Source organism: Rahnella aceris (assembly GCF_011684115.1).
Taxonomy (GTDB): Bacteria; Pseudomonadota; Gammaproteobacteria; order Enterobacterales; family Enterobacteriaceae; genus Rahnella; species Rahnella aceris.
This window is the reverse complement of record NZ_JAADJV010000001.1, coordinates 2535466-2547009: the sequence shown is the minus strand read 5'-3', so window position 1 is coordinate 2547009 and position 11544 is coordinate 2535466. Positions and strand designations below refer to the sequence as shown.

Genomic DNA, 11544 nt, shown 5'->3' with positions numbered 1-11544 from the left:
GGGGGATTTTGTCCCCCATTTTTTTTTCGCACATTCTTATCGTTGAATGTCGGACATTCATCCCCATATACTCAGTTAACGACTTGCTGAAACCCGTCTGACTCGTGTTTCACGAGATTTCCTTAACCTGGCGGAAGCTAAACTAAGAGAGAGCTCTATGAACCCTGAGCGTTCTGAACGCATAGAAATCCCCGTATTGCCTCTGCGCGATGTGGTGGTTTATCCGCACATGGTGATCCCGTTGTTTGTTGGCAGGGAAAAATCGATTCGATGCCTCGAAGCTGCGATGGATCACGACAAAAAAATCATGCTGGTGGCGCAGAAAGAAGCCTCAACAGATGAGCCGGGCGTTAATGATCTCTTCTCCGTGGGTACGGTTGCCTCAATATTACAAATGCTGAAGCTCCCGGATGGCACGGTAAAAGTGCTGGTGGAAGGGTTACAACGCGCGCGTATTACGACACTTTCTGACAGTGGCGAGCATTTTGCTGCCCAGGCGGAGTACCTGGAATCTCCGGCCGTGGATGAACGCGAGCAGGAAGTTCTGGTGCGTACTGCGATTAATCAGTTTGAAGGCTACATCAAGCTGAACAAAAAGATCCCGCCGGAAGTGCTGACTTCGCTGAACAGCATTGAAGATGCTGCACGTCTGGCTGACACCATCGCGGCACATATGCCACTGAAACTCGCTGACAAACAATCTGTACTGGAAATGTTTGATATCACCGAGCGTCTGGAATATTTGATGGCGATGATGGAATCGGAAATTGACCTGTTGCAGGTTGAGAAACGCATTCGCAATCGTGTCAAAAAACAGATGGAGAAAAGTCAGCGCGAGTACTATCTGAATGAGCAAATGAAAGCGATTCAGAAAGAACTGGGCGAAATGGATGACACGCCTGACGAGCACGAGGCGCTGAAACGCAAAATCGAAGCGGCCAAAATGCCGAAAGATGCGCGTGAGAAAACCGAAGCTGAGCTGCAAAAACTGAAAATGATGTCGCCGATGTCCGCCGAAGCTACGGTTGTCCGTGGATATATCGACTGGATGCTTCAGGTGCCATGGAATGCCCGCAGCAAAGTGAAAAAGGACCTGATCAAAGCACAGGAAGTTCTGGATACTGACCATTATGGTCTGGAACGTGTCAAAGACCGCATTCTGGAATACCTCGCCGTGCAGAGTCGCGTCAGCAAAATCAAAGGCCCAATCCTGTGTCTGGTCGGGCCTCCGGGTGTGGGTAAAACCTCACTGGGTCAGTCAATCGCACGCGCGACTGGCCGTCAGTATGTTCGTATGGCGCTGGGTGGCGTACGTGATGAAGCGGAAATCCGTGGTCACCGTCGTACCTATATCGGTTCCATGCCGGGCAAACTGATCCAGAAAATGGCGAAAGTGGGGGTTAAAAACCCGCTGTTCCTGCTTGATGAAATCGACAAGATGTCATCGGATATGCGTGGCGATCCGGCTTCTGCCTTGCTGGAAGTATTGGATCCGGAACAGAACGTGGCGTTCAACGATCACTATCTGGAAGTCGATTACGACCTGTCAGATGTGATGTTTGTGGCGACCTCGAACTCGATGAACATCCCGGCTCCGCTGCTGGACCGTATGGAAGTGATCCGTCTTTCCGGTTATACCGAAGACGAAAAACTGAACATCGCCAAACAGCACCTGTTGCCGAAACAGCTTGAACGTAATGCGCTTAAGAAGAACGAACTGACTGTGGATGACAGCGCAATAACTGGCATCATCCGTTTCTATACCCGTGAAGCGGGTGTACGTAGTCTGGAACGTGAGTTGTCGAAACTGTGCCGTAAAGCGGTTAAGCAATTGCTGATGGATAAAGACATCAAGCACATTGAAATTAACGGCGACAACCTGAAAGATTTCCTCGGTGTGCAGAAGGTCGATTATGGCCGTGCTGATACCGAAAACCGGGTAGGCCAGGTTACTGGTCTGGCGTGGACCGAAGTGGGCGGTGAATTGCTGACCATCGAAACGGCCTGCGTACCGGGCAAAGGTAAGCTGACTTACACCGGCTCTCTCGGGGAAGTCATGCAGGAATCCATTCAGGCTGCACTGACGGTTGTCCGTTCACGCGCAGACAAACTGGGTATCAACCCTGACTTCTACGAAAAACGTGATATTCACGTTCACGTACCCGAAGGGGCAACGCCGAAAGATGGTCCGAGTGCCGGTATTGCCATGTGTACCGCGCTGGTGTCTTGTCTGACGGGTAACCCGGTTCGTGCGGATGTTGCGATGACCGGTGAGATCACACTGCGTGGTCTGGTTCTGCCAATCGGTGGTCTGAAAGAAAAGCTGCTGGCGGCCCATCGTGGTGGCATCAAAGTGGTTCTGATCCCAGACGACAACAAACGTGATCTGGAAGAGATTCCGGCGAACGTGCTGGCAGATCTTGAGATCCATCCGGTAAAACGCATTGATGATGTTCTCAACATCGCACTGCAAAATCCGGCTTACGGTGCATTGCCGGTGGCAGCAAAATAGTGACCTCAGCTTACACAGTTGAATAAAACTCATGCTGGCAGGTGAAATCTCACTTGCCAGCTTTTTTTTGTGCCGTTAACTTAGTGAACGGTCAAAGAGTTTCAGGCTGCTTTCAGTCGCTTGCATCACTCTGACAAGATTGATATAACAGCAGCGCGGTCACGTCTGCAGGGAAAATGCGCCGTGATGAACGAATTTTAAGAGGGGATGATAAGAGTGAATAAGTCACAATTGATCGACAAAATTGCTGCCGGTGCTGATATTTCTAAAGCCGCAGCGGGACGTGTTTTAGATGCTGTTCTTGCATCTGTCACTGACACCCTGAAAGCTGGGGATGAAGTAGCTCTGGTTGGTTTTGGTACTTTCTCCGTTCGCGAGCGTTCAGCACGTACTGGTCGTAACCCACAGACCGGTAAAGAAATCAGCATTGCAGCCGCTAAAGTGCCGGGCTTCCGTGCAGGTAAAGCGCTGAAAGATGCCGTTAACGGTTAATTACCCGCAGACTGACGTCGAAACTGTGTGAGGCGCATCACTGATGCTTTTCATTCAGGTCTGGTTGTTAAACAATAACCTGACGTCATCGGGCTGGTAAGGTAAGATACAAGGCGCATCGAAAACGGTGCGCTTTTTTTATTACAGCGGAGTGTTGCCACACTATGATGGACAATTTACGCGCGGCCGCCAATCACGTCGTGCTCAAAATCATTCTGGCCCTGATTATTCTGTCCTTTATTTTGACAGGGGTAGGCAACTACCTGATCGGCGGTTCAGGCGACTATGCAGCGAAAGTGAATGGTCAGGAAATAGGACGTGCTCAGCTGGAACAGGCAGTTCAAAACCAGCGTAGCCGCTTGCAACAGCAGCTTGGAGATCAATTCTCTGCGCTTGCGGGCAGCGACGGTTATATGCAGCAATTACGCCAGGAATCCCTGAGCAACCTGATTGACGTCACGTTGCTGGATCAGTATTCCAAAAAATTAGGCATTACCGTCAGCGATCAGCAGATCAAAGATGCGATTTTTGCGACCCCGCAATTCCAGACTGATGGCCGTTTCGACAATGCTAAATATCTGCAAAGCATCCAGGGTATGGGATACACCGCGGATAACTTTGCGCAGTTGATGAAACAACAGTTAATCAGTCAGCAACTTGAGCAAGCCTACGGTCAGTCCGATTTCGTTTTGCCAGTGGAAAGCAAATCTCTAGGTGGGTTGATTCTGCAAAGTCGTGATGTGCAGACTGCCACATTGGATACCGATGCGCTGGCAGCTAAACAGCAGGTCACTGACGCTGAATTGCAGGCATTCTACGACCAGAATAAAAACAGTTTCCTCTCGCCTGAACAGGTGAAAGTCAGCTACATCGAAATGGATGCAGCGGCCATGCAGGGGAAAACTAACGTGACGGATGCGGATATCAGCGCCTATTACGACCAGCATAAAAGCGAATTTGGTCAGCCTGAACGCCGTCGCTACAGTGTCATTGTTCTGAAATCTCAGGCCGATGCTGACGCAGTGGCTGCCGAGCTGAAAAAAGGCACCGATTTCGCGGAACTGGCTAAGACCAAATCGACCGATGCGCTGAGTGCCAGACAAGGTGGTGACCTCGGCTGGATGGAGCCTGAAACGACGTTACCAGAATTTAAAAATGCCAATCTGACCACCAAAGGTCAGATGTCTGGTGTGATTAAATCGGACAGCGGTTTCTTCATTTTGCGCCTTGATGACGTGACGCCTGAGCAGGTCAAACCGTTAGCTGACGTTCGCAACACGATTGCCGACAAGCTCAAACAAGAGAAATCATTGGATGCCTACTACGCGCTGCAACAGAAAGTCAGCGAAGCGGCAACTAATGACAACGAATCTCTGGCTTCAGCTGAAGATGTTGCCGGTACGAAAGCGGTTCACACAGATTGGTTCACTCAGAATCAAATCCCGGCAGGTATCAATTTCAAACCTGTCGTACAGGCGATTTTCGACGGCGGCCTGATTGGTCAGGACGGTTCTCCTGGCAGTAACTCAGACATTATTACCGTTGATGGTGACCGCGCCTTTGTAGTTCGCGTGGATGCGCACAAAGCTGAAGGGGTTAAACCTTTCGCTGACGTGAAAGATCAGGTGACGACGCTGGTGAAACGGCAGAAAGCACAGGATCAGGCGCGTATGGAAGGTGAGAAACTGCTGACCGCGTTGAAAGAAGGCAAAGGCGATGACGCCATGAAAGCTGCCGGCCTGACATTTGGTGCCGTCCAGAAAGTACAGCGCAGCCAGCAGCCTTCTGCATTCGAAGAGAACGTTTACGCACTGCCTCATCCTCAGAAAGACCAACCGGTTTATGGGCTGACTCAGGACGATAAAGGCAACAGCGTACTGGTCAAACTGAATGCGGTGACGCCGGGTGCCATTCCTGCCGCTGATACAGCACGTTTCAATCAGGAAATGCAACAGACGTCCTCGAATGTGGCCTTTGATTCGCTGCTGACCAACCTGCGTCAGGAAGCGAAAATCAAATACGGTTCTGCTGCACAAAACCAGTAAATGCCGCAAAGTTTTGCAACGCGTTGCAACAAACAAAAGGCCGCTTCCGCGGCCTTTTCCACATTTGAATGTTGCCCATTGTCCGCTTTCTCTGCCTGATGCATTCTCTCCGTGCTGTCAAACACATGGAGGATACAGCATGAAAAAATTAGGCATCACCTCACTTTCGTTAGCTCTCGCTCTGGGACTTTCCACACTACCGGTCATGTTGCAGGCCGCGCCCAATGCGGCCAGCAGCGTGGCGACCACGACGACTGCGCCAGCGACGGCAGCCAGCAAAGTCACTGGCCCGCAAGTGAAAAAGGAACAAGTGGCAGTGACCGATGAAAGTACCGTAAGCATCAACACGGCGACTGCGGAAGAATTTGCCAATGTGATGAACGGGGTAGGGATGAAAAAAGCGCAAGCCATCGTCAGTTACCGCGAAGATCTTGGGCAATTTACGGATATCGAACAATTGCGTGAAGTTCCGGGAATTGGTGCTGCATTGTTTGAACGTAACAAGGACCGTCTGAAATTGTGACGGATGTCGCGGCGGTGATCCCTTAACGGTTGCCGCCGTTTTCTTCTGCTAATCTCTAGAGACATCTGACCAGTTTGGTTGTAAGCCTCAGACGACTATCAGGAGTTTCTTAACGATTATGCATACGTTCATTAAAGTTCGCGGTTTCCACATTGACGTTTATCAGCACGTAAACAACGCGCGTTATCTGGAATTTCTTGAAACAGCGCGCTGGGAATGGCTCGACAATCAGTCAGGTTTCCAGTGGATGAGCCAGAACAAGATTGCCTTCATCGTGGTGAATATCAACATCAATTACCGCAAGCCTGCGGTATTGGGGGATGTATTGCGCATTGACAGCAGTTTGCAGCAACTGAACGGGCGCAGTGGTGTTCTCGAGCAGGTTGTCACGTGTGAAGGTGATGTGGTTGCGGATGCGACGCTGACGTTCGTGTGTATCGATTTGCGTACGCAAAAAGCGCTGCCGCTGGAAGGGGAATTGCTCGAGCGGTTACGTGAACTGGAACTGGAAAACGATTAATCGTTTCCCCTTACGCAAGATCACTTTCCCGTCAAAAGAATACGCCAACGGGCGGTTGAAAGCCGCCCGTTACCGGCGAAACATTAAAACTGAAAAATTAACGCAGTCCGGTTTTGTTCTTCAGGCTGGTCATCACGCCCGCTTTATCCTGCTGGTATTGCTGCAAACCATTAGCGCGTAAATGACAGGCGGCACATTCACCACAACCATCACCAGCAATGCCGTTGTAGCAGGTCAGCGTTTTATGACGAACCAGATCCAACTGCTGGTAATAATCGGCCAGCGCCCAGGTTTCGGCTTTATTGAGCCACATCAGCGGCGTTTCGAAACGCACATCGCGCGCCAGACCCAGCGACACAGCCGTGTTCAGCGCCTTGACGAATTCATCACGGCAATCCGGATAACCGGAGAAGTCAGTTTCACACACGCCGGTGATGACGGCTTCTGCCTGGATCTGATAGGCATAAATGGCCGCCAGCGTCAGGAACAGAATATTACGACCGGGAACGAACGTACTCGGCAAGCCGCCGTTGTTTTCATCACCAAAATTAGGCACCGGAATGTTATCGCGGGTCAGGCTGCTGACAGCCAGTTCGTTTAACAACCCGACATCCAGCACTTTATGGGCACGTGCGCCCAGTTCCACAGACAGTTTTTGTGCAATCTCGATTTCTGCACGATGACGCTGACCATAATCGAAAGTAACGCAGTGGACTTCGTCATATTGCTTCAGAGCCTGAATCAGACAGGTTGTTGAATCTTGTCCGCCGCTAAAAACTACCACTGCTCTTTTCATTCTGATTACCTGTTGTTTGAAACCATTATCTGAAATTCACTGCGCATCGGGCAGTAAAAGTGCCCTAATGTTACTTTCCTTTACCCCCGGAGTGTAGTGAAACAGCTCCTTCAGGCACTTTCCGTTGGCAGCGGCGGCGGAACCCATGCCTGACAGAAATCGAACCAGCCCCATGCGGTGAGTTGCACACCGCTGATGCGCGGTGGTGCGCTGACCTGATACTGATAGTTAAACAACGGTGTGACGATGGCCGACTGCATCCACTGAAATAAATGATCGCGCAGTTCGTCCGAGCGATGGTTCTCCAGCGGGATTTGCTGAATAGCGGCCAGGCGCTGTTGCTGGCAAACATAATCTTTTTCGCGCAGGATCCCCGGCCAGAGCGGATCTTGCTGTAACCAGTTCTCCAGTGAGGCATCGGGAGATTCGCCAATCAGACGATCACCGAGAAGCAGATCGGCCCAGCCCAGCAGTGCATCATCTTCCCAAAGTCGCCCGGCATGATATTTAACCTCCAGTGCACAATCTTCTTCCGCCAGCTTTTCCTTTAGTGCCTGCGCCACCAGCTCAAATTCAACCGGCGGGTGAAACAGCAATGTCAGCTTTTCAGGCAATGGAACATCAGCATCGTCATGCAAAGGTATTGGCCAGCCAGGCAACATTTCTTTGCTGGCTTTCACCAGATCATGATCGATAGGCAAATTATCCAGCATGCCGCTGCGCTGGATCAGACGGACGATTTTACGCGCCTGAGCCTCATTCAATACGCCACGTTTCAGATTGGCGGCGATGTAGCAAAATCCCAGGCTGGTGCTGCGTCTGACCGGTTTCACGCGCGATAATTCATCCTGTTCACCCAAAATGATCCTGACCGGATGCTGGCAGCTGACATTGCTTTTTTGTGCAAAGAGTTGCGGTGTGATCCAAAATTCAATAGCCGCCAGATAAGGATGCTGTAAGGCGTACAACGTATGTTGTTCAAGCCTGATCAGTTCAGGTGAAAAGGTAGTCAGACGAAAAGGACCCGCGCCGATATGTGGATTATCGGGATGGGATAACAGGCAGTTAAGGTCGGCAAACCGGTGCGCCAGCCAGTAATCGGGTTTATCGAGATCAAACTGCAGACAAAGTGCGTGCGGCTGAGACAATCTGCTCACGCAAGCCAGATTATGTTTACTGCGCGGTGAGTTTTGCAGTTGTTCAAAGCGCGCCATTAATTGCGCGGTCTTCAGTGGTTCTCCGTTATGCCAGAACAACTGACTACGCAGGAAAAATTGCCAGGTTTTGCCGTTATTACTGATTTGCCAGTGATGGGCCAGATCGGGCTGGGGGGCTGAATTTCCCGGAATAAAACGCGTCAGTCCTGCATGAATAGTATGGGCAAGATGTTGCTCGGCACGGCCGGTCAACGTCAGCGGATCTAAAGGCTGGAGAGGGCGATAATAGGGTATACGCAGCGTGGGCGCATCTTCCTGCCATTGCCCGCCCAAATGCGGCGCCAGCAGTGCATTGAGATGGCTCGGATCCAGCTGGCTTAGCTGCAACGCGGCCGAATGTTCGCCATTTTTCAGCAACTCCTGCAAACAGGCTCCCCGCAATTCTTCGGGGGTTTTCAGGCAGCAAAGTGACGCACGCTTCCCGCGACCTGCTTGGGATTGCCAGTCAATCCAGCCCGCATCCTGAAAGTGTTTCAGCAACGTTCGGGTATGACGTTCACTGCAACAGAAAATCTCAGCCAGTTCGGCCACGGTAAATTGAACCGGAACTTGTCCGGTCTTCAGGTATAAACGCTGAAATTGATTAAGCCGGTTTTGCAGGCGCACGGTAAATACGGAACCTTATTTTTGCTGTGAATTAACCTGTTCATCATATCGTGCGTATGGTGCGCTGGCTTGCAGCGAAGAGCCAGAGTGTGAGCTAAAACCGGAACAGTATTCACAAACTGTTCACTATTAGTTCCGCAAATCGCAGTCCATACTTTGAGGGTGAAAATCATTCCTTTTCTGAGAGAAAATATGTTCCGTTTAGCTGCATTTGATATGGATGGCACTCTGCTTTTACCCGATCACACGCTGGGCGAAAAAACACTGGCAACATTGCGTCAGCTGGCTGAAAAGCCGGTAAAACTGACGTTTGCCACCGGCCGTCATTATCTCGAAATGAAAGATATTCTGGCGAACATCGGACTGGACGGTTTTCTGATCACCGGAAACGGCACGCGAATTCATGACTTGTCCGGGCACCGGTTGCATGCCAGTGACTTGTCCGAAGATTGTGCACACGAGCTTTTGCACACACAATGGGATACACCTGCCAGCCAGCATGTATTCCGTGATGATGGCTGGTTTACGTCTCTGGACGATCCGGATTTGCTGATCCCGCATCAGTTCAGCGGCTTCCGCTATCAGTTACAGGATCTGCGTTTATTGCCTGATTCTGGTAACAGCAAAGTGTGTTTCTGCGCACCGCATGAAACCTTGCTGGCGCTGGTACCCCAACTGGAAGCGCATTTCGGCCCGCGTCTTGACCTGTGTTTTTCAGCGGCAGATTGTCTGGATGTGCAGCCCGCAGGCAGTAATAAAGGCAGTGCTCTGGCGCTTCTCACTGCAGGTCTGGGGATCGATATGTCTGAATGCATGGCATTCGGCGATGCCATGAACGACAAGGAAATGCTGGAAAGTGTCGGGATGGGGCTGATTATGGGCAACGCTTTGCCGGTGCTGAAAGAACAGGCCTCTCATTTACAAATCATCGGACATTGCCGTAATCAGGCTGTGTCTCACTTTTTGCAACACTGGCTGCACACTCCACACCTCACCTATTCCCCCGAATATTAAGGTATTGCAGCAAGCCGGGTTCACTTTAACTGTCCCGGCTTTTTTCCCCTTCATCCTTCGAACTACAACTGCGTTAGCTGCATTCTTTCACCCGAATCACTTACTCTTGTAAGCTCATCGGGATTCATTCATTTGCTGCCTTGTTGTAGTTCGAATGATTTCGAGGATATTCAGTTGAGACCTTCCAGTTGTGCAGCGTAAACGGAAATATCCCCGATATTCTTCGCTACCCAGTTGTCATCAAAGTAGGTATTCAGATAACGTTCACCGCTGTCGCAAAGCAGGGTAACGATCGAGCCGGTTTCACCTTTCTCGCGCATTTGTTTTGCCAGTTGCAATGCCCCCCACATATTGGTTCCCGTCGAGCCGCCGACTTTTCTCCCCAGTACCTGTTCAAGCCAGCGAACGGTAGCAATGCTTGCAGCATCAGGTACTTGCATCATGCTGTCAATGACGTCGGGGATAAATGAGGGTTCGGCGCGCGGGCGGCCAATGCCTTCAATGCGGCTGCTGCATTGAGCGGTAACGCTGGCATCACGTTGCTGAAAGTAATCGTAAAAGACAGAGTTTTCCGGATCCACCACGACCAGTTCGGTATCGTGCCCCTGATAGCGGATGTAGCGGCCTAGCGTTGCGGACGTTCCGCCGGTACCCGCACTCATCACCAGATAACGCGGCACCGGATACGGTTCGCGGGACATCTGACGGAAAATGCTGTCTGCAATGTTGTTGTTTCCGCGCCAGTCGGTGGCCCGTTCTGCGTAGGTGAACTGATCCATATAATGGCCGTTCAGCTCTTTAGCGAGCTGCTCTGAGGCAGCATAAATCTGACCTGAGTTTTCGACAAAGTGGCAGCGACCACCATAAAACTCAATTTGCTGAATTTTGCGCGGGGCTGTACAGGCGGGCATTACGGCAATAAAGGGCAGGCCCAGCAGACGCGCGAAATAGGCTTCGGAGACAGCGGTACTGCCCGAAGACGCTTCAATAATCGGCGTATTTTCGCGGATCCAGCCATTGCACAGGCCATATAAAAACAATGAGCGTGCCAGACGATGTTTCAGGCTGCCGGAAGGATGCGTGCTTTCATCTTTGAGATACAACGAAATTCCAGGAAAGTCGTTCAGCGTGAGACGAATTAAATGTGTGTCGGCTGAACGTTGATAATCGGCGTCGATTTCTTTAATGGCGTGAGTGACCCAGGAATTGCGCATGTTGCAGGCTCATTTAAGTGTTTTGATGAGATAAAGAATAACGTAATCACCAGAGAAATAAGTTACTCTTTGACCCATGGATCATCTTATTTGGAGAAATACTTTCTCCTGGAGTGCGGTATGGTAGATAAAATTGACCTCAGGCTTTTATCGCTGCTACAGCGGGATTGCACCCTTTCTCTGAACGAGCTGGCTGAGGCCGTCAACCTCACCACCACCCCCTGCTGGAAAAGAATAAAGCGCCTTGAAGATGACGGGATTATTTGCGGAAAAGTGGCGTTACTTGACGCTGAGAAACTGGGACTTAGCCTGACAGCATTTGTGCTGATTAAGACCCAGCATCACAACAGTGAGTGGTATCAGCGATTTGTTCAGCAAGTCGAAGCGTTTCCAGAGGTGCTGGGTTTTTACCGGATGGCGGGCGAGTACGATTATTTGCTGCAAGTTCAGGTCTCCGATATGAAAAGCTACGATAACTTTTACAAGCGACTTGTGAATGGCATTCCAGGACTGAACGACGTGACCTCAAGTTTTGCGATGGAGCGCATAAAATCGACCACCGCATTGCCGATTTAATGCAAAAGTTGCAGTAAAAAGTTTCATCA

At 50.7% G+C, this 11544-nt stretch carries 10 protein-coding genes; 7 read left to right on the top strand and 3 right to left on the bottom strand.

All coding sequences use genetic code 11. The features are described 5' to 3' along the window. Positions 1 to 157: 157 nt before the first annotated feature. The 5 genes from lon (at position 158) to GW591_RS11610 (ending at position 6092) form a co-directional block, all read left to right on the top strand. Positions 158 to 2512 (top strand): endopeptidase La, encoded by a 2355-nt coding sequence (lon, locus tag GW591_RS11630; RefSeq protein WP_013576638.1) that lies wholly within the window; start codon positions 158 to 160, stop codon positions 2510 to 2512. A 216-nt stretch (positions 2513 to 2728) separates the two neighbouring features. Continuing rightward, on the top strand, positions 2729 to 3004 hold the full coding sequence (gene hupB, locus GW591_RS11625) for a nucleoid-associated protein HU-beta (RefSeq protein ID WP_013576637.1): 276 nt from the start codon (positions 2729 to 2731) through the stop codon (positions 3002 to 3004). 164 nt (positions 3005 to 3168) lie between these two features. Next, a complete protein-coding gene (gene ppiD, locus GW591_RS11620; RefSeq protein WP_166860613.1) occupies positions 3169 to 5049 on the top strand; it encodes a peptidylprolyl isomerase in 1881 nt (626 codons plus the stop codon). A 139-nt stretch (positions 5050 to 5188) separates the two neighbouring features. Then, positions 5189 to 5572: a ComEA family DNA-binding protein gene (locus GW591_RS11615; protein WP_112151716.1), complete on the top strand. Its 384-nt coding sequence runs from the start codon at positions 5189 to 5191 to the stop codon at positions 5570 to 5572. 118 nt (positions 5573 to 5690) lie between these two features. Then, a complete protein-coding gene (locus GW591_RS11610) occupies positions 5691 to 6092 on the top strand; it encodes a YbgC/FadM family acyl-CoA thioesterase (RefSeq protein WP_013576634.1) in 402 nt (133 codons plus the stop codon). Between the two features lie 97 nt (positions 6093 to 6189). On the opposite strand, the gene queC is transcribed toward GW591_RS11610, so the two are convergent. Further along, positions 6190 to 6888, bottom strand: coding sequence for a 7-cyano-7-deazaguanine synthase QueC (queC, locus tag GW591_RS11605; RefSeq protein WP_013576633.1), 699 nt, complete (start codon positions 6886 to 6888; stop codon positions 6190 to 6192). Between the two features lie 110 nt (positions 6889 to 6998). Further along, positions 6999 to 8711 carry an SgrR family transcriptional regulator gene (locus GW591_RS11600; protein ID WP_166860611.1) on the bottom strand — a complete coding sequence of 571 codons (1713 nt, stop codon included), beginning with the start codon at positions 8709 to 8711 and terminating at the stop codon, positions 6999 to 7001. Between the two features lie 192 nt (positions 8712 to 8903). Here GW591_RS11600 and cof point away from each other — a divergent pair, with 192 nt between their 5' ends. Next, positions 8904 to 9725: an HMP-PP phosphatase gene (cof, locus tag GW591_RS11595; RefSeq protein ID WP_013576631.1), complete on the top strand. Its 822-nt coding sequence runs from the start codon at positions 8904 to 8906 to the stop codon at positions 9723 to 9725. A gap of 170 nt (positions 9726 to 9895) precedes the next feature. Here cof and GW591_RS11590 read toward each other — a convergent pair whose 3' ends face one another. Next, entirely contained in the window at positions 9896 to 10939 is a 1044-nt protein-coding gene (locus tag GW591_RS11590; protein WP_013576630.1) for a PLP-dependent cysteine synthase family protein, read from the bottom strand. A 120-nt stretch (positions 10940 to 11059) separates the two neighbouring features. Here GW591_RS11590 and GW591_RS11585 point away from each other — a divergent pair, with 120 nt between their 5' ends. After that, the gene (locus tag GW591_RS11585; protein WP_013576629.1) at positions 11060 to 11515 is read left to right on the top strand and encodes an Lrp/AsnC family transcriptional regulator; all 456 of its coding nucleotides are present in this window, start codon (positions 11060 to 11062) and stop codon (positions 11513 to 11515) included. The last annotated feature ends 29 nt before the right edge of the window (positions 11516 to 11544 follow it).

Excerpts from the sequence above, each read along its gene's own strand:
- lon (WP_013576638.1), top strand. The coding sequence starts at position 158 with ATGAACCCTGAGCGTTCTGAACGCATAGAAATCCCCGTATTGCCTCTG.
- ppiD (WP_166860613.1), top strand. The coding sequence starts at position 3,169 with ATGATGGACAATTTACGCGCGGCCGCCAATCACGTCGTGCTCAAAATC.
- GW591_RS11615 (WP_112151716.1), top strand. The coding sequence starts at position 5,189 with ATGAAAAAATTAGGCATCACCTCACTTTCGTTAGCTCTCGCTCTGGGA.
- GW591_RS11610 (WP_013576634.1), top strand. The coding sequence starts at position 5,691 with ATGCATACGTTCATTAAAGTTCGCGGTTTCCACATTGACGTTTATCAG.
- queC (WP_013576633.1), bottom strand. The coding sequence starts at position 6,888 with ATGAAAAGAGCAGTGGTAGTTTTTAGCGGCGGACAAGATTCAACAACC.
- cof (WP_013576631.1), top strand. The coding sequence starts at position 8,904 with ATGTTCCGTTTAGCTGCATTTGATATGGATGGCACTCTGCTTTTACCC.
- GW591_RS11590 (WP_013576630.1), bottom strand. The coding sequence starts at position 10,939 with ATGCGCAATTCCTGGGTCACTCACGCCATTAAAGAAATCGACGCCGAT.
- GW591_RS11585 (WP_013576629.1), top strand. The coding sequence starts at position 11,060 with ATGGTAGATAAAATTGACCTCAGGCTTTTATCGCTGCTACAGCGGGAT.